Here is a 17,117-nt window from a genome sequence, read left to right as displayed (position 1 = left end):
GACCGGGGCGGTCTCACGGGGCCGGGGTCCCCGGGCGGGGCGCCGTCGCCGGCCGTGGTGTGTCACCGCCGGCCGCCGGTTCTCGTCGCAGGCCCGGCGCCAGGGTCAGTGTGACGGTGACGGAGAGCGCCGCCATGACGGCCGTCGCCGCCGGTACGGAGGTGAGTTGGGCGACGCCGCCCGCCAGCGCCGCGCCCACCCCCTGCATCGTGAGCATCCCCGAGGTGTGCAACCCGAGGGCGTGGCCGTTCAGTTCACCCGGGGTCAGGGACATCAGCCGCTCCTGGAGGACCAGGCTCGCGGCGAACCCCACCGAGGCCACCGCCACGGCCGCCGCCACCAGCGGCAGCGCCGGACGCAGGGCGAGCAGCGGATACGGCAGGGCCAGCAGCAGGAGCAGCGGAACCCCGAGCCGCCCCCGCCACCGCGCCGGCACGAGCCGGCCCACAGTGACATCCCCGGCGAGCATGCCGCAGGCGGCGCAGGCGAAGAGGAGCCCCGCGTACCGGGGCGCGTAGGCGACGAACAGCGACTCGCACCCCACGATCAGCCCGTTGGGGATCCAGAGCGCGAGATAGACGGCCCGGCGCGCACGTGAGGACAGCAGCAGGGCGTTGGTCCGCCAGGTCGCGGCGGCCGAGGGGCGCCCGGTGGCCCGCGGCGGTCGGCCGCCGAGACCGAGGCGGGCGACGACCGCCGTGGCGAGATGGAGGGCGGCGCCCGCGAGCAGGGTGCCGCGCGGCGACAGAGTGGTCACCAGCACACCGCCGAGAGCGTATCCGCCGATCTGCGCCGTGCCCGCGCACATGTTGAGCACGGAACGCCCGAGCAGATAGCCGTCCCGCTCAAGGATCTCGTTGAGCAGCCCGTACCGTACGCCGCCGACCGGCGAGGCGACCGTACCGAGAAGGAACAGCACCGCGAACGAGGCCCACACCGGCGGCCCGGGCACGGCGAGCGCGGCGGTGCCCAGGCCGAACAGCAGCGACGTCCCGGCCAGCGTGGCGCGCGGCGGCAGCCGGTCCGCCGCCGAGAGCAGGGTGGTGGCGCCGAGCACCTGGGCGAGGGAGGGCCCGAACATGGCGAGCGCGGAGAGCAGCGGCGAACCGGTCGCCGAGTAGATCAGGGTGCCCAGCGCCAGACCGCTCACGGTCTGGGCACCCACGTGCCCGGCGGACAGGAGGAAGAGCGGGGTGAACTCCTGGGTGCGGAACAGCTCGCGGTAGGTACGCATGAACGGGAGTGTCGAGGCGTCCGCGGCCGGGCCGTTACTCTTTCGCGGGGAGGCGAAACATGGGCTGGTGGCAGATCAGCGCGGACACCCTCGCGGACAGCCGCTTCGTCGTCTCCGCCCTCGCCGAGACGATCGCGAGCCTGAAGACCCTGGAACGGGGCACGGCCGCACACCCGGGCGAGCGCGCCTGGCTCGACCTCCACCTGTTCGCCTACCGCACGCGTCAGGCCGACGACCCGGTCACCGCGCTGCTCGTCCGGGCCGCGCTGGGGCGTCACTGGAACGCGGACTACCTCACGCCCACCCCCAGCGGCGACGGCGACCAGCCGTTCGAGGACGAGCTGGCGCGCGTGCGCGAGACGCCCGCCGCGACCGTACACGCCGATCTGACCGTCTCCCTGAACGGCCCGCTCCCCGCCCTTCTGCACCGCTCCGACCTGCCGGAACGCACCGCCGACGCGCTGACCTGGGTATGGACGCGGACGGTGCTGCCCACCTGGCCGAGGCGCCGCCGGATCATCGAGGCGGATGTCGTCGCACGGACCGCCCGGCTCGGCCGGGGCGGCTGGACCGCGGCGCTGGAAGGCATGCGCCCGGAGCTGCGCTGGCTCGGGGAGAGCCGCCTCCAGCTCAACACGAGGGACTACCCGCCGAGGGAACTCACGGGGGCGCGCCTGATGTTCGTCCCCGTGACGCCGGTCAACGGCTGGGTCTCCTGGGACGCGCCGCACCGCTACGCCGTGGTCTACCCCTGCTCCGGCGCACTGGCCGACGCGGACCGCACCCCCGTCCCCGAGACCCTCGGCGCACTGCTCGGACCCGCGCGGGCGACCGTCCTCGTCCTGCTCGACACCCCGAAGAGCACCACGCACCTGGTGGCGCTGACCGGCCAGGGCCTCGGCTCGGTGGGCCGCCATCTCAAGGTCCTGCACGACGCGGGGCTGGTACGACGCCGCCGCGCCGGGCGGTCCGTCCTCTACTTCAGGACCGACGCGGGCGAGGTCCTGGTCAACGCCGGCCGGGAGGGCTGAGGCAGCGGGGAGGCTGAGGCGACAGGGAGGGCCGAGGCGACAGAGAGGCTGAGGCGACAGGGAGGGCCGGGGCAGCGGGGGAGCGGTCCGGCAGTCGCCCGGCGTGCCGAAAACCGGATGACAGCCGCCCCCGGCCCGGCCACCATGGGCGCCCATGCCCGCACTTGAACCGCCTGCCCCGGAGACCCTCCGCCGTGATCCGCTGCCGCTGCGCGGCCGTACCGCGTTGGGGGATGCCCGACGACCCGGCCCGGCTGATCGCCTGGCTCGCGACCGACGAGGCCGCGTGGATCACCGGACAGGTCATCGACTCGGAGGGCGGGTTCCGCCGCTGAACGGGACAGCCGGGTCCGCGCCGGAGCGCCCCGCACCACGGCCGCCCCGCGGCGCGGGCGACTCAGTCCGTGGCGCCGGCCTCCGCCAGTGCCGCGAACAGCTCCCTCAGGTCCGCCCCGGCCGGTGCCCCGCTCACCTGCCCGTCACCCACTTCCACCACCCGCCACACGCCGTCCTCCCGCAGCGCCAGATCCGTTGTCAGGAACCGGCAGCCGAGCGCCCGTACGGCCGCCGCCACCGCGTCCAGCGCCGGCCCCGGCTCCCGCTCCGGCAGCTTGCCGGGGGTGTCCGGATGGGCGGTGGTCAGGACCGGCTCACCGTCCACCCACCACACGCGCACCTCGCCGCCCGGCACGAACGGCTCGTACGCGCGCAGCACCACCCCACCGGCGAGGGAGTCCTCCTGAAGCGCGAGGAAGCGGTCCACCACGGCCATGAGCCGTGTGTGGTCCGTGAGTTCGGGGATGAAGCAGGCCTCGTCCCATTCGTCCTTCCGGGACTTCACATAGTCCTTGACGATCCCGGGACCCGGACCGAGGGGCGCCGCGAGCTCCGTCAGTTCCGCCCGCGACAGGGGCGCGCCCGGCGCCCGCTCCCGCCAGACGCTCCGCGGTGTGAGGTCGGCGAACTCCGCGAACCAGCCGGGGAGTTCATGCGCGCGACGGTACGAACCGGGGTCGGTCAGCAGTCGGCAGCCCCGTACCTCCATGCCGCGCGCCAGTTCCTCGTAGGACGCGGCGGGCATCATCCAACCCCGGTACCAGTACGGTCCCGAGCCGCGCCGCACCCCCGCCAGCGCGCCCGCCGTGTCCCCGGAGAGCAGCGCGTCATGGCCGAGGAGCGCGAACGCCGAGTCGGGCGACCGGGCCAGTGCCGCCTCCGCGGCGAACACCGGATCGGGCCGTACCGCCCGCAGCGGATCGGCGCAGAACAGGAAACCGGCTTCCATCGCATCCCCCAGACCTTTCACACCGTGTGGGTTTCACGCCTTCGGCAGGAGAGAACATGTCCACGACCACCACACTCGTCATCCGCCCCGCCCTCCCGGACGACGAGTTGAACGAACTCTTCGCCGCGTCGTGGCCCGGCCACGGAACGACGTCCTTCGCGCCGGTCCTCGCGCGCAGCCTGGTCTGGGTGGCGGCCCGGCGCGCCGGGCGGCTCGTCGGCTACGTCAATGTCGCCGGTGACGGCGGTGTGCACGCCTTCATCCTCGACACCACCGTCCACCCCGACGAGCGTCACCAAGGTCTCGGCCGCAGGCTCGTACGGGCCGCGGCGGAGGAGGCGTGCGCGCGGGGCGCGCGCTGGCTCCATGTCGACTACGAGCCGGCGCTGGCGCCCTTCTACGCGAGCTGCGGTTTCCGGCCGACCGAGGCCGGGCTCATGCCGCTCGTGCCACGCGGCTGAACCCCGCCTCCGCCGTACCAGAGAGGTCAGAGCTTCGACAGTTCGTCCACCAGATCGTCCAGCCCCAGTGAGCCCTGTGACAGCGCCGCCATGTGCCACGCCTTCGCGTCGAACGCGTCGCCGTGCGCCTTGCGGGCGTTCTCCCGGCCCAGCAGCCAGGCGCGTTCACCCAGTTTGTAGCCGATGGCCTGGCCCGGCATGGACAGGTAGCGGGTCAGTTCGCTGCTGACGAAGTCCGCGGGACGGCCACTGTGGTTACCGAAGAACTCCTCCGCCAGCTCGGGCGTCCAGCGCTCGCCCGGATGGAACGGGGAGTCCGCCGGGATCTCCAGCTCCAGATGCATCCCGATGTCCACGATCACCCGGCAGGCGCGCATCATCTGCGCGTCCAGATAACCGAGTCGGCGCTCCGCGTCCGGCAGGAAGCCCAGCTCGTCCATGAGGCGTTCCGCATAGAGCGCCCACCCTTCGGAGTTGGCGCTGACCTGCCCCACCGATGCCTGGTAGCGGGAGAGTTGCGCGGAGACGTGCGTCCACTGCGCGATCTGGAGATGGTGGCCGGGGACGCCCTCGTGGTACCAGGTGGACACCAGGTCGTACACCGGGAAACGGGTCTCGCCCATGGTGGGCAGCCAGGTGCGGCCGGGGCGTGAGAAGTCCTCGGAGGGCCCGGTGTAGTACGGGGCCGCCGCGCCGCCGGGCGGGGCGATCCGGGACTCCACGCGCCGTACCCGCTCGGCGAGTTCGAAGTGCGTGCCGTCCAGCGCGTCGATCGCCTCGTCCATCAGCTTCTGGAGCCAGGTCCGCACCTCGTCGACGCCCTCGATGTGCGCGCCGTGCACATCGAGATGGGCCAGCGCCTCCCAGGGGCCCGCTCCCGGCAGGATCTTCCCCGCCTCGTCCTTCATCTCGGCGAGCAGCCGGTGGTACTCCGACCAGCCGTACGCGTACGCCTCGTCCAGATCCAGGTCCGTACCGTTGTAGTAGCGCGCCCAGCGGGCGTAGCGCTCCCGGCCCACGGTGTCCGGCGCGTCCTCGACGGCGGGGGCGTACACGTCGCGCATCCAGTCGCGCAGTTCCGCCACGGCGGCGGTCGCCGTGCCCGCGGCGGCGTCCAGCTCCGTACGGAGCGCGTCGGGGCCCGCCGCGGCGAACTCCTCGAACCAGCCCCGGTCCTCGCCCGCCCACTCGGTGAGCTGCCCGACGAAGGTCGCCGTCGCGCGCGGTCCCGCCGGCAGCTTGCGCTCGATGCCCAGGGCCAGCGACGCGCGGTACCCCTCCAGCGCGGCGGGCACGGCGCGCATCCGCTCGGCGAGCGCCGCCCAGTCCGACTCGGTCTCGGCGGGGGTCACGCTGAAGATGTCACGCACGAAGTGGGGGGCGGAGTGCAGGTTGCTGACCTCGCGCAGTCCTTCCTCGGTGTCGTGGACGGCGAGGAAGGCGGTGAGCCGCTCACGCAGCAGCCGGGCGCAGCGCCGCTCGGCATCGCTGTCCGCACCCGGCAGCGCCTCGGCCACGTCGAGCCGGGCGAGCGTGGCCAGGGCGAGATCGGCGCGGGCCTGCTGTCCGGCCGGGGAGTAGTCGGGAAGACGGCGGGAGGACTCCGCCACGCCGAGATAGGTGCCGGTGATCGGATCGAGTTCGATGAGTGCGTCGACGTAGGCGTCGGCGACCTGGCGGGGCAGCGCGCTGCCGGCTGTGTCTGACATAGCGGCCATCCTCTCCAACACGGACCGCCGCGTCACTTCACCCCGTGCGGGGCACGGCCGGATTGGCTGATCGAGGGCGCGGGCGGTGTGGGCGGCCCGGCGACACCGGCGTTCCACGCCACGGAACGGTGCGGGCAGGCGGAGGCGGACGCCGGAATCCGGCCTTGTCCGCCGCCGTTCCGTGCCCGGATCCCGGGCCGCGGAACGGTGTGTTCGGCGAAAAGGCCGGTCGATTCCCCCCGATACGGTCCGACCCGGGCCCGGAACGGGTGGGCGGCACCGCCCGGGGCCCGGGAAGGACTTTGGCCGGATCTGTACGCTCGCGCCGTACCGGACGGCGGCAGGGCCGGCGCGTCACGAGCGGACCGGTCACGGAGTGGACGGGTCGAACAGTCCCGAATCCTCGTACGGAGGGAGCGCGCCCAGGGCGGTCGGCTCCAGCCGGGCCGTGATCACGAGCGTGCCCTCGTCGATCTGGTAGTCCAGCGGCAGCCCGAGGTCGCGCATGGCCGCGACCATACCTGTGTTGGACGCCTGGGTGACCGCGTACACGCTGCCCGAGCGGGCCTCGACGGCGAGCGCGACGAGCCGGCGCAGCAGTTCGGAGCCGATGCCGCGCCGCTGCCAGTCGTCCTCGACGATCAGTGCGACCTCGGTCTCGTCTCCGTCCCAGAGGAGATGGCCGAGGGCGACGAGCCGCCCCGAGGCCGTCTGGACGGCGAGGGTCCGTCCGAAGCGCGGGCTGAGCAGATGGGTCAGATAGCGGTCGGCGTCGCCCACCGGTCCGTGGTAGCGCAGGTCCAGGGTGCGGGGCGTGCAGCGGCCGTGCATGGCGAGCGCGGCGTCGAGGTCGTCGGCGTCGGCGCGGCGGACGGTGATCTCCTCCCCCTGGGGGAGGGTGAGCACATCCTGGCTGCGGGGGATGCGCGGGCCGAGCCGGGTGTCCAGCTCCACCAGCGCGCGGGCGCGGGCGAACTCGGTGGGCGTGAAGGAGAGGTACGGGCGCTCTATGGTGATGCTGCCGCCGTGCGGATCGCGCAGCCGCATCTCCGTACCGTCACGGCCGTCGATGCCCTCGCCCTCGCAGTCGCCCTCCGGGCCGTCCCCGTCGGCCGCCCGGCCCCCGGCGGAGCCGGCCGGCCGGGAGTGGATGGTGCAGCGGCCCAGCAACTGACGGAGCGCCAGCGGCAGTTCGGCGGCGTCCAGTGCCGTGCGGGTGGCCAGGCCCAGCACCCGGGTGGGGGTGTCCACCAGGTCGTGCGCGTCGGCCCGCTCGATCCAGGTGGAGCTGCCGCCGGCGGCGGAGACCTCACGGGTGAGGTCCTTCGCCTGGAGCGACGCCGGGGCGCGCAGCAGGAACTCGTCGACCGTGCCGTCGGCCAGGGGGTGCGTCTGGAGGGTGAGGATGTCCACCCGGTGTGTGGCGAAGGTGACGCACAGCGCGGCCAGGCTTCCCGGCTCGTCCCGTACGGTCGTCCGCATCCGCCAGAGGGCTGTCTCCTCCGGTGCCGCCTCTTCCCGCCCGTCCGGAGCGGTGGCCGGGGCGGAGACGGGAGGTCCGTTGTCACCGGACGCCGGTGGCGCGTGCCCGTGCCTCCGTGCCCACCAGGTGTGGAACGTGGCCGTGGCGATCAGGGCCACGGCCGAGGCGACCAGCAGGAACGCGCCGTCGGGTCCGTGCGCGATCAGGTTCGCCAGCGCGTCGGCGACCGCCACGGCGGTGAACAGGGCGGCCAGTTCGACGAGATCCCGCCGCCAGTGGTGGGGGCGGCGGGCACTCTTCGCGGAAGTCACATTGGTCATGACCTCACTCTGACGGAACGGTGTTGCGTGATCACGAACGGTTTGTGACTGATGGGTTAAGGCTGGATCTGTTCCTTTTGGGCCATCTTCGGCCATTTGTGGCGTGACGTGATCGCTTCCTTGGCGTATCGCGGCCAGAAGGCGCCGCGCTTGTGTGATCACCTGCGAGGAGCCCCCGCGTCCGGCGAGTTCCGGCAACCCCGGTATCTCCTCCGCCCACCCGCAGCGCTCCACGCAGTCGGCGGCCACGGACAGTATCGCCCCGAGCCCGGGGTGCGTGCTTGCCGAGCGCGCGGCGCTGCCCGGCGCCGTCGGCACCGGGGCCAGCAGGGCGGGCAACGCCGGCAGCAGTACGGAAGCGACCGTTCCGTACGCACCGGTCGCGGCGGCGGTACGGACCGCGTCGGCCAGCCGGTTGATCTTGACGTCCCCCGAGATCACCAGTGCGGCCAGCTCCTCGCCCAGCACCGGACCGGCCAGCTCCCCACGGGCGGCCAGCACCAGCAGCGCGTCCACGGCCGGCAGCCGGTCCTGCGGGTGGCGGGCGCCCAGCCCGTACGCCAGCCCCCGGTGCAGGCACCGGCCCGCCGGACCCGCGCTCTCGGCGAGCAGGGGCAGCCACCACGTTCCGCCCCGCTGATCGTCCCGCGCGCCGCCTCCGGCGACAGCGTGAGCGTCAGCCGCATCCCCGGCAGCACCGCCTCCCAGGCGCTCGACACCGCCGCGCCGTCCGCCACCGGCGGCCCGTACACCCGCAGCGCCGTCGCGTCCCGCAGCACCCGCTCCAACGAGGCGAGCCGCTCGGGACCCGGCAGACAGACGGCGCCCGGCACCGGCCGCGTCGTCGGCCGCAGCGTCCGCCCCGCTGGCACCACCCACGTCGCCCCACGCGAGGCGTTGCCCCCGCCCCGGGGCAGCGAGCGCAGGAAGCGCACCGCCTCGGCCCCGGCCAGCTCCGCCCGCAGATCGGATCCCGCGGAGACCACCTGCGCCTCGGCGAACCCCCGCAGCCACCGGTCCGGCAGCGGCACCTTCTTCTCCACCACCGACCCGCCGACCGTCGTGACCGCCAGCTCGTCCGGCCCCACCCGCAGGTGCAGCGGATCGTCGCCGGTCATCCGGGACAGCGCCTCGCGCAGCGGGTTGTTCACATCCACATTGGTCGTGCCGTGGCCCGTACCCGCCCCGCCGAGCCCGTCCTCCAGCACATCGAGCCGCGCGTACACCCCGCAGCATCCGGAGAACGACTCGAAGCGCAGCCGGTCGCCGTTCCCCGTCACCACCGGGTCCAGCGAGCGGCCCGGCACCCGCTGGTAGTACCGGGCGCCCGCCACGTCCGCGACGGCCAGCAGGCCGCGCGCCGCGGCCCGCGGCGAGGAGAGGAACCCGGAGAAGAAGCGCGGACGCGCCTCGGCGCCGACGGGCGTGAGGCCGCCCGACGTCTCCAGACCGAGCAGCCGTCCGCCCCGGGAGTGCTCCAGGGCGGACGGACGGGAATAGGCCAGCGCCTGTGTGGATCGCGTCATGGGAAAAACCGTGGACGCGACCACTGACAATCGCCCTGAGCCGCGAAGTCACCGCTCCCCGGGCTGTTTTACCGTCTGCTCGCCGACCGGTTCACCGGCCCGCTCACTGGCCGACCTTGCCCGGCTGGAGCACCTTCGTGAACAGCACCGTGCCGCCCTGCTCCCGCAGCCGGACCGTCAACTCCCCGCTCGCGCCGTCGATGTCCACCTCGCCGAAGAGCGGAGGGGTCTCCATCGGCGAGAGGTTCGACCCCGTCGGCGCCTTGACGAAGACCCGGTCGGGTCCGAAGGTCCCGTCCAGCTTGCTCGCCGGGAACTGCCCCGCCGCGATGGGGCCCGTGACGAACTCCCAGAAGGGCTCGAAGTCCTTGAACGCGGCCCGCTCCGGCAGATAGTGCTGCGCCGAGGTGTGGTGCACGTCCGCCGTCAGCCACAGCGTGCCCGTGATCCGCCGCTGCTTGATGTACCGCAGCAGGTCGGCGATCTGCAGCTCACGGCCGAGCGGCGCGCCCGGGTCGCCCTGCGCGATCGCCTCGATGTCCGCCGTACCGTCCGGCACGACCAGACCGATCGGCATGTCCGCGGCGATGACCTTCCACACCGCGCGCGAGCGCGACAGCTCGCGCTTCAGCCACTGGAGCTGTTCCGCGCCGAGGATCCCGGTGGTGTCGTCGGACTGCCGGCCGGGCGAGTTGGCGTTGCGGTACGTCCGCATGTCGAGGACGAACACATCGAGCAGCGGACCGTGGTTCACCACCCGGTGCACCCGGCGGTCCGTACCGCGCGCGTGCAGCGTCGAGATGGGGAAGTACTCGCGGAACGCCTGGGACGCGCGGGCGGACAGCACGTCCACGTTCTTCTCGGTGTAGCGGTCGTCGTCCAGGATCTGACCCGGGTACCAGTTGTTGCGCACCTCGTGGTCGTCCCACTGCGTGATGGACGGGACCTCGGCGTTGAAGCGCCGGACATTGCGGTCCAGCAGGTTGTAGCGGAAGTTGCCCCGGTACTCGGCCAGGGTCTCCGCGACCTTCGCCTTCTCCTCGGTGGTGACGTTGCGCCAGACACGGCCGTCGGGCAGCGTCACGCTCGGCTCGATCACGCCGTCCGCGTAGATGTTGTCGCCGCTGGACAGGAAGAAGTCCGGGGCGAGCCGCCGCATCTCCTCGTAGACGGTGAAACCGCCGAGGTCCGGGTTGATGCCCCAGCCCTGCCCGGCGATGTCGCCCGACCAGACGAAGCGCACGTCCTGGCGGCGTTTCGCGGGTGCCGTGCGGAACGTTCCGTACACCGGCTCGCCGGTACGGCGCGGGTCGTCGGGGTCGGCGAGCGTCACCCGGTAGTGGACCCGCTCGCCCGAGGGGAGACCGCGCAGCGGGACCGTACCGGTGAAGTCCGTGCCGGCGCCCAGCAGCGGACCGCGGACGAGGTGTGCGCGGCGGAACGATTCGGTGGCGGAGGTCTCCACGATCATCCGGGCGGGCCGGTCCGACCGTACCCACACGAGCCCGGAGGAGGCCGTGATGTCGCCCGCCTGTACGCCCCAGCCCGCGCGCGGCCGGCCCGACAGGGCCTGCGCGGGCGCCGCGCCGCCCAGTGCGGCGGCGCCGGGCAGCGCCAGCGCGGCCGAGGCGGCGAGCGAGCCCCGCAGCACACCGCGCCGGCCGGGGTGGCGCGCGGGGCCAGGGGCGGAGTCGGGGGAGGAGAGGGGAGCGGGGGTGTTCTGGTGGCCGTACGGCATCGATGCGTCTCCTGCGCGAGAGGTGACCCTGGTCGAGTGGTGACCGGAGTGTCCTGCCATGCCTAGCGCCCGGCGACGGCCACCGCGCGAACCCCGGGTGAACAACCGCGACGTCACCTCGCACCCTCGCGACGTCACCCCCGCACCATGCCGTGCGCGGGCCGCCTGGACAACAGGGCGTCCTGTCCGGTGGGATGGGGCGTGTGGCAGCCGACACCCTGAGCACCGAGGCGTTCGAAGCACACCGACCGGTACTGACGGGGGTCGCGTACCGCATGCTCGGCCGGTACGCCGACGCCGAGGACGTCGTCCAGGAGGCGTGGCTGCGCTGGAGCGCCGCCGACCGCGCGGATGTCGTCGAGCCGCGCGCCTATCTCGTACGGATCACCACCCGCCTCGCCATCGACCGGCTGCGCCAGACCGGGACGCGGCGCGAGGCGTACGTGGGCCCCTGGCTGCCCGAACCCGTCGTCACCACCTTCGGCCCCACCGTGCCCGACACGGCAGAACGCGCCCTGCTCGCCGACTCCGTCTCCCTCGCGGTCCTGGTCGTCCTCGAATCGCTCTCGCCGCTGGAGCGCGCGGTGTTCGTCCTGCGGGAGGCGTTCGGCTTCCCGTTCGCCGAGATCGCCACCACGCTGGAGCGCAGCGAGTCCGCCGTGCGCCAGCTCGCGGGCCGGGCCCGCCGCCATGTCGAGGAACGCAGGCCCCGCTACGACGTCGACCCGGTCGAACGCCGCGCTCTCACCGAGCGGTTCCTCGCGGCGGCCGGCGGCGGTGACCTCAAGGAACTGCTCGCCCTGCTCGCCCCCGACGTCCGGCTGGTCGGCGACAGCGGGGGCAAGGCCAAGGCGCCCCGGCGCGTCATCGAGGGCGCCGACAAGGTCGGCCGCTTCCTGCTCGCGACCGCGGGCGACGCCTGGCTGTACGACATCAGCCTCATCGAGGTCAACGGCGCCCCCGCGGTCCTGTTCAAGATGGACGGAAAGCCCGACAACGTCCTTCAGCTGGAGGTCGTGGACGGGCGGGTGCAGCGCGTCCACATCATCCGCAACCCCGACAAGCTCGGCGGAGTCTCCGCGGAAGGGCGGACCCTGTAGGCCGCGGTGTTCCGCGCGTGCGTGCGCGGCCACGTTCCGCGCGTGCGTGCGCGGCCACCCGTTCCTCCGCCCTCCGCGCAAGCCACCCGTTGCTCCGTACCGGGCCACGGTCCTTCCGTACGGGTCCGGCCACCCGTCCACGCCGGGTAAAAGATCCGTTTCCTTCCGTGACCTGCGGGCCTATTGGTCTTGACCAAGGGGTGGGGCCGTCCTATCGTCGTTATTTAGTGAGGAATCTTTAATAAACAAGGGAACGGAAATCCGCCGGCCGGCCGGCGATTGCGGAGGATCAGGGTGGGGACCACGCGGCTCGAAACGGTGCCGGAGCCCAAGTACTGGCATCTCAGGACGGTGCTCGCCGAAGCGCTCGACTCCGATTTCGTGGTCGGCGAGGTGCTGCCCAACGAGCGTGAACTCGCCGCCCGTTTCGGTGTCGCCCGCGCCACCCTCCGGCAGGCGCTCGAACAACTGGAGCTGGAAGGCCGCCTCCAGCGCCGCCGGGGCGTCGGTACGACCGTCGCCCCGCCCCGCGTCGGCGTGGACGTCTCCACACCCCGGCATGCCTGGCCGGGCGCCGACGAGGACGCCTGGCAGCCCCTCGACTGCGGTACGGCCACCGCGCCCGCCGCGGCGGCCCGGCTCCTGGAGGCCGACGACGGCGAACAGGTCCACACCGTCCGCAGGATCCGCGTCACGCACGGCCAGTCCGTCGCCGCCGAACTGATCCACGTACCGGCGTCGTCGGTGCCCGACCTGTCGGCCATCGAAGCGCCCTCGGGGCCCGCGCGCGCCCGCGCCGTCCTGCGGGAACTCCAGCACCTCGGCCTCGACACCCAGGAACGCGCGGTGGAGCTGGGCTCGGCGCGCGCCGACGACGCCAGGGAACTGGACCGGCTCCCCGGCGCGCCCGTCCTCGTGGTCACGACGCGCTACGTGGTGGCGGGCCGGATCGCCGCCGTCTCCGTGGCCACGTACCGCGCGGACACCTGCCGGCTCACCTTCGGGGCCACCGGCGATCTGGAGATCAGCGACGAGCCCCGGGAGAGCCAGGAGCGCAAGGCGTCCTGACGCGGGCCGGCCCACGGCCTCGCCGCCCGGCCGGCCACGGCTCAGCGGCGGGCCGTCACCGGGCCCTCCACCGCGAAGAGCTCTTCCTCGACACGGTCGATGGCCAGCCGCAGCGCGCCCGTCGCCACCGCCGCCTCGCCGAGCAGGGAGAGGGCCACACGCGGCGGGCGCAGACAGTAGCGCGCCAACTCGTCACGGAGCGGGTCCAGTACGCCGTCGAGCCCCGCCGCCCAGCCGCCGATCACCACCAGCTCCGGGTCGAGCGCGAGCACCAGCGCGGCGACATCGTGCACCAGCCGCAGGATGAACCGCTCGACGGCCTCCTGGGCGCGTGCGTCCCCGCGCCTGGCCTCGGCGAAGACCTGGGCCACCGCCTGCTCGTCCAGCGGGTGGAGCGGCTCGTCCGTCGTCGACAGCAGCCGCTCCGGAGTGGCCCCGCGCCCCAGCAGGTGCAGCGCGCCGATCTCGCCCGCCGCCCCGCCGAAACCACGGTGCAGCCGCCCCCCGATCAACGCGCCCGCCCCCGGGCTGAGCCCGGCCAGTACGAAGACGATGTCGTCGGAGTCGGTGGCCGCGCCCTTCCACTGCTCGGCGACCGCCGCCGCGTTGGCGTCGTTCTCCACCAGGACCGGGCAACTGAACGAACGCCGCAGCCGCTCACCGAGCGCCAGCCCGGTCCACTGGGGCAGCGCCGTACCGAGCCGTACGGTCCCGTCGGCCTCCACGATCCCCGGGCTGCCCACACCGACCGCCCGCAGCGAGCTGTGCGCCACCCCGGCCCGCCCCAGCACCTCGTCGGCGACGACCAGGACGTGCGCGAGGCGTTCGTCCGCGTCCGCCTTCTCCGCCACCTCCCGGGACCCGGCGCCGATGATCCCGCCATCCAGCCCGGCGACCATCGCCGCCACCCGGTGCGCCCCGATCTCGATGCCCAGCAGATGCCCGGCCTCGGCCCGGAACCGGAACCGCCGCGCCGGGCGGCCCTGCTTACGGGTCTCGCCCTCCTCCGGGGCGGACCCGGCGACCAGTCCGGTCTCGATCAGCCCCTCCACGACGCCCTCGACCGTGGGCCGGGACAGGCTCGTGATCCGGGTGATGTCCGTGAGGGTGAGCGAGCCCGCGTCGCGCAGGGTGTGCAGTACCACCGCGGAGTTGATCCTCCGCAGCAGGGACGGGTCTCCGCCGGTCAGCCGCCCCACGGTAGTCCTCCAGCTCGTGCGCGTGTGAGGCGGATCGTACTCGGTGCCCGACAGCGCGGCGAGTGGCGCGCACCGGGCCGCCCGGACGCGGCGACGGGCAGTGCGGCACGGAGCACACCGCACTGCCCGCGGAGCCGGGGCGGATCCCGGCCGTCCGCCCCCGCGCTCAGTCGCCGACCTTCTCCAGCGGCTCGGCCGGCCTGGCCGGCGCCCGCTCCTGCTGGGCGCGCGCATGCCCCGGGTCCGTGCTGTCGTACGGGAGCGTCAGATCACGGTCACGGGTCTCCGGCGCCATCCGGGTCGCTATGAGACTGACGGTCGTGACCAGTGTCATGTAGACGGCGACCGGGATCCAGGAGCCTGAGAAGGCGGTGACCAGCGCGGTGCAGATCAGCGGGGCGACCCCGCCGCCGATCACGGAGGAGAACTCCCGGCCCAGGGTGACCCCGGCGTACCGGTAGCGGTTCCCGAACAGCTCGGGGAAGAAGCTCATCTGGACGCCGACCGCGCCCTGGCAGGCCAGGATGAAGCCGATGACGATCGCCACGGTGATCGCGACCTTGGACCCCGAGTTCAGCGCGACGAACGTGGGCGCGGGGAGCAGGACGAGAGCGCTCAGTATCAGCGTGTACACCGGCCGGCGCCCGAAGCGGTCCGAGAGGGTGCCGAAGCAGATCGCCGCGATACCGCCGCAGATGGCGCCCACCAGCAGCACTTCGGGGACGAAGTCCTTCTCGACGCCGACCGTCGTCACCAGGTACGAGGCCATGAAGACCTGGTAGGTGTAGGACTGGGTGCTGATCCCGAAGTTCATGAAGAGCACCAGGAGCATCGGCCTGCGGCCCCGCGTGAGGACCTCCCGGACCGGAGAGGCGGGCTTCTCCCGTGACGCCTCGCTCTGTGCCTGCTGTTCCTTGAGGTCCTTGAAGACGGGGCTCTCGTGGAGTTTCCGCCGGATGATCATGGCGGCCACGGTCACCACCAGACTGGATCCGAAGACCAGCCGCCAGCCCCAGGACATCAGGGCCTCGTCCGAGAGACGCTGGGCGAGGATCCAGGCCACGGCCCCGAGCGCCGTCCCCAGCGCCGCGCCCGTCATGACCAGGGAGGAGAGTCTGCCCCTGCGCCCCTTGGCGGCTGTCTCGGTGAGCAGCGCGGCGGCTCCCGACTGCTCGGCGCCGGCGCCGAAGCCCTGGCCCATGCGGCAGATCAGCAGCAGGATCGGAGCGAGCAGGCCGACCTGTCCGTACGTCGGCAGCAGCCCGATGGCGAGCGTGGAGCCGCCCATCAGCAGGAGCGTCGCGACCAGGACCCACTTGCGGCCGAGCCGGTCTCCGTAGCGGGAGAAGAAGAGCCCGCCGAGTGGACGGGCGGCGAAGCCGACCGCGTACGTGCTGAAGCTGGCGAGGATGCCCACGGACGCCGAGACGTTGGGGAAGAACAGCTCGCTGAAGATCAGCGCCGAGGCGGTCCCGTAGATGACGAAGTCGTACTGTTCGAGCGCGGTGCCGATCAGGCCGGCCCAGGCCGCGCGGCGTACCGTGGCGCGGTCCGGCGTCGGTTCCCCTGACGGGGTCGTGGCTTCCGGGGACGGGGGTGCCGCGGCAGGTGTCGTGTTGTCCATGATCCATGCCTCCTTGAACGGATCGAACTCCGCGGTGGAGCGGAACGGGCGGAGCAAAGCGGGTCAAAAGGGGTACGGCGGGGTGTGGCTGGTCGTGTGTGCGGGGTCTGTGGTGTGCCAGGGGCTACGGGGCTACGGGAGTGCTTTTCGGGGGCGCCTGGTGCGGGCGTCGCCGCAGGGGCGGAGCCCGTCAGGCGGTGGTGTCGCCGGGGCGTACGACGACCTTGAGGTGGGACGGGTCGTCGCCCGGGGCCCGCAGGGCGTCGGCCGCCAGGTCCAGCGGGAACCGTCCGGTCAGGACGCCCGCCAGATCGACCCGTCCCCCCGCCACCAGCGCGATCGCGGTGGGGAAGGCGTGGGCGTAACGGAACGCGGTGGACAGCTCGATCTCCCAGCGCTGGAGGTGCGCCAGCGGCAGTCCGTCCATGCTGGGCGGGGCCTGCCCGACGACGATCGCCCGGCCCGCCGGACGCAGGGTCGCGAGCCCCTGCCGGAGCGCGGCCGGGTGGGCCGAGCACTCCAGCAGCCGGTCCACGCCGGTCAGTTCGAGTTCGTGTTCCGCCGTGTTGACGACGGAGCTCGCGCCCAGCTTGAGCGCCTGTGCGAGCCGCGCGCCGTTGACATCGGTGACGACCACCTCGCCCGCCCCGGCGGCGCGCGCCACCTGGGCGACGAGGATGCCGATCGGCCCCGCGCCGGTGACCAGCACGCGGTCGCCGAACTCGACGCCGGCGCGCCGCACGGCCCACACCGCGACGGCCAGCGGCTCGATCAGCGAGCCGACCTCCAGCGGGATGACGTCGGGCAGTGGATGGACGGCGCGCGCGGTGGCGACGATGTACTGGGCGAAGGTCCCGTCGGTGGGCGGCGAGCCGAAACAGGTGCCCGCCGGGCAGAGGTTGTAGCGCCCGGAGCGGCAGGTCGCGCACGTTCCGCACCCCACCGCCGGCTCCACCGCCACGCGGGTGCCCACGTCCAGGGCGACGGCGGAGCCCTTGGCGCTGATGACGCCGGACGCCTCGTGGCCGAGCACCGTCGGTCGGCGCAGCTCGTTCCGGCCGTTGCGGCCACTGGCGAAGTAATGCATGTCCGAGCCGCACACACCGACGGCGTCGACCGTGACGAGGACATCGTCGGGGCCGAGGTGCCGCAGCGGGCGGTCCTCGACACGCAGGTCACCCGGGCCGTACAGGACGGCGGCGCGGGTCGAATCGGGAGCGAACACTTTTCTCACGTCCTTGTGAGCGGGGACCGGGGGAGGGGAGGAGGAAGGGAGGGGAGGAGAGAGGAAAGGGGCGGTGGTCCGCCGACAGGGAACGGGAGGCCGGGCGCGGGGGCC

The 17,117-nt window shown here is 73.2% G+C and carries 12 protein-coding genes and 2 pseudogenes; 5 read left to right on the top strand and 9 right to left on the bottom strand.

All coding sequences use genetic code 11. The annotated features are described in order from the left end of the window. Window positions 1–13 precede the first annotated feature (13 nt). Window positions 14–1,234, bottom strand: coding sequence for an MFS transporter (locus ACFXPL_RS04370; protein WP_384912245.1), 1,221 nt, complete (start codon window positions 1,232–1,234; stop codon window positions 14–16). A 59-nt stretch (window positions 1,235–1,293) separates the two neighbouring features. Here ACFXPL_RS04370 and ACFXPL_RS04365 point away from each other — a divergent pair, with 59 nt between their 5' ends. Both ACFXPL_RS04365 and ACFXPL_RS04360 read left to right on the top strand, forming a co-directional pair. Then, complete coding sequence (locus ACFXPL_RS04365; RefSeq protein WP_384912242.1) at window positions 1,294–2,265, top strand: ArsR/SmtB family transcription factor; 972 nt, start codon at window positions 1,294–1,296, stop codon at window positions 2,263–2,265. Window positions 2,266–2,489: 224 nt separating this feature from the next. After that, window positions 2,490–2,600: pseudogene (locus ACFXPL_RS04360) on the top strand (3-ketoacyl-ACP reductase); the annotation flags it as partial. 62 nt (window positions 2,601–2,662) lie between these two features. Here the strand turns inward: ACFXPL_RS04360 and ACFXPL_RS04355 are convergent. Beyond that, window positions 2,663–3,550, bottom strand: coding sequence for an ATP-grasp domain-containing protein (locus ACFXPL_RS04355; RefSeq protein ID WP_384912239.1), 888 nt, complete (start codon window positions 3,548–3,550; stop codon window positions 2,663–2,665). 56 nt (window positions 3,551–3,606) lie between these two features. Between ACFXPL_RS04355 and ACFXPL_RS04350 the strand changes: the two genes are divergently transcribed. Continuing rightward, window positions 3,607–4,011, top strand: a complete 405-nt coding sequence (locus tag ACFXPL_RS04350) for a GNAT family N-acetyltransferase (RefSeq protein WP_384912236.1) — start codon at window positions 3,607–3,609, stop codon at window positions 4,009–4,011. 26 nt (window positions 4,012–4,037) lie between these two features. Here ACFXPL_RS04350 and ACFXPL_RS04345 read toward each other — a convergent pair whose 3' ends face one another. The 4 genes and pseudogenes from ACFXPL_RS04345 to ACFXPL_RS04330 form a co-directional block, all read right to left on the bottom strand. After that, on the bottom strand, window positions 4,038–5,720 hold the full coding sequence (locus ACFXPL_RS04345; protein WP_384912233.1) for a DUF885 domain-containing protein: 1,683 nt from the start codon (window positions 5,718–5,720) through the stop codon (window positions 4,038–4,040). 369 nt (window positions 5,721–6,089) lie between these two features. Next, the gene (locus ACFXPL_RS04340) at window positions 6,090–7,523 is read right to left on the bottom strand and encodes a GNAT family N-acetyltransferase (protein ID WP_384912437.1); all 1,434 of its coding nucleotides are present in this window, start codon (window positions 7,521–7,523) and stop codon (window positions 6,090–6,092) included. Between the two features lie 644 nt (window positions 7,524–8,167). Continuing rightward, window positions 8,168–9,049 (bottom strand): annotated as a pseudogene (locus tag ACFXPL_RS04335) (SWIM zinc finger family protein); the annotation flags it as partial. A gap of 103 nt (window positions 9,050–9,152) precedes the next feature. Then, a complete protein-coding gene (locus tag ACFXPL_RS04330) occupies window positions 9,153–10,787 on the bottom strand; it encodes an alkaline phosphatase D family protein (protein ID WP_384912230.1) in 1,635 nt (544 codons plus the stop codon). Between the two features lie 203 nt (window positions 10,788–10,990). Between ACFXPL_RS04330 and ACFXPL_RS04325 the strand changes: the two genes are divergently transcribed. After that, window positions 10,991–11,887, top strand: a complete 897-nt coding sequence (locus ACFXPL_RS04325) for an RNA polymerase sigma-70 factor (RefSeq protein WP_384912227.1) — start codon at window positions 10,991–10,993, stop codon at window positions 11,885–11,887. 294 nt (window positions 11,888–12,181) lie between these two features. Continuing rightward, a complete protein-coding gene (locus ACFXPL_RS04320) occupies window positions 12,182–12,955 on the top strand; it encodes a GntR family transcriptional regulator (RefSeq protein ID WP_384912225.1) in 774 nt (257 codons plus the stop codon). 41 nt (window positions 12,956–12,996) lie between these two features. Here ACFXPL_RS04320 and ACFXPL_RS04315 read toward each other — a convergent pair whose 3' ends face one another. From ACFXPL_RS04315 to ACFXPL_RS04305, 3 genes are all read right to left on the bottom strand, one after another. Further along, the gene (locus tag ACFXPL_RS04315) at window positions 12,997–14,154 is read right to left on the bottom strand and encodes an ROK family transcriptional regulator (protein WP_384912222.1); all 1,158 of its coding nucleotides are present in this window, start codon (window positions 14,152–14,154) and stop codon (window positions 12,997–12,999) included. Between the two features lie 166 nt (window positions 14,155–14,320). Beyond that, window positions 14,321–15,778 carry an MFS transporter gene (locus ACFXPL_RS04310; protein ID WP_384912219.1) on the bottom strand — a complete coding sequence of 486 codons (1,458 nt, stop codon included), beginning with the start codon at window positions 15,776–15,778 and terminating at the stop codon, window positions 14,321–14,323. Between the two features lie 190 nt (window positions 15,779–15,968). Then, a complete protein-coding gene (locus tag ACFXPL_RS04305) occupies window positions 15,969–17,003 on the bottom strand; it encodes an NAD(P)-dependent alcohol dehydrogenase (protein ID WP_384912216.1) in 1,035 nt (344 codons plus the stop codon). Window positions 17,004–17,117: the final 114 nt, after the last annotated feature.

Origin of the sequence: Streptomyces sp. NPDC059092 (genome assembly GCF_042756365.1) — a bacterium.
Classification (GTDB): domain Bacteria; phylum Actinomycetota; class Actinomycetes; order Streptomycetales; family Streptomycetaceae; genus Streptomyces.
This window is presented reverse-complemented; position numbering and strand designations above follow the sequence as displayed.

What these genes read in the sequence shown, in the direction of transcription:
- ACFXPL_RS04355 (WP_384912239.1), bottom strand. Translation starts at nt 3,550, where the DNA reads ATGGAAGCCGGTTTCCTGTTCTGCGCCGATCCGCTGCGGGCGGTACGG.
- ACFXPL_RS04350 (WP_384912236.1), top strand. Translation starts at nt 3,607, where the DNA reads ATGTCCACGACCACCACACTCGTCATCCGCCCCGCCCTCCCGGACGAC.
- ACFXPL_RS04370 (WP_384912245.1), bottom strand. Translation starts at nt 1,234, where the DNA reads ATGCGTACCTACCGCGAGCTGTTCCGCACCCAGGAGTTCACCCCGCTC.
- ACFXPL_RS04310 (WP_384912219.1), bottom strand. Translation starts at nt 15,778, where the DNA reads ATGGACAACACGACACCTGCCGCGGCACCCCCGTCCCCGGAAGCCACG.
- ACFXPL_RS04340 (WP_384912437.1), bottom strand. Translation starts at nt 7,523, where the DNA reads ATGACCAATGTGACTTCCGCGAAGAGTGCCCGCCGCCCCCACCACTGG.
- ACFXPL_RS04345 (WP_384912233.1), bottom strand. Translation starts at nt 5,720, where the DNA reads ATGTCAGACACAGCCGGCAGCGCGCTGCCCCGCCAGGTCGCCGACGCC.
- ACFXPL_RS04330 (WP_384912230.1), bottom strand. Translation starts at nt 10,787, where the DNA reads ATGCCGTACGGCCACCAGAACACCCCCGCTCCCCTCTCCTCCCCCGAC.
- ACFXPL_RS04365 (WP_384912242.1), top strand. Translation starts at nt 1,294, where the DNA reads ATGGGCTGGTGGCAGATCAGCGCGGACACCCTCGCGGACAGCCGCTTC.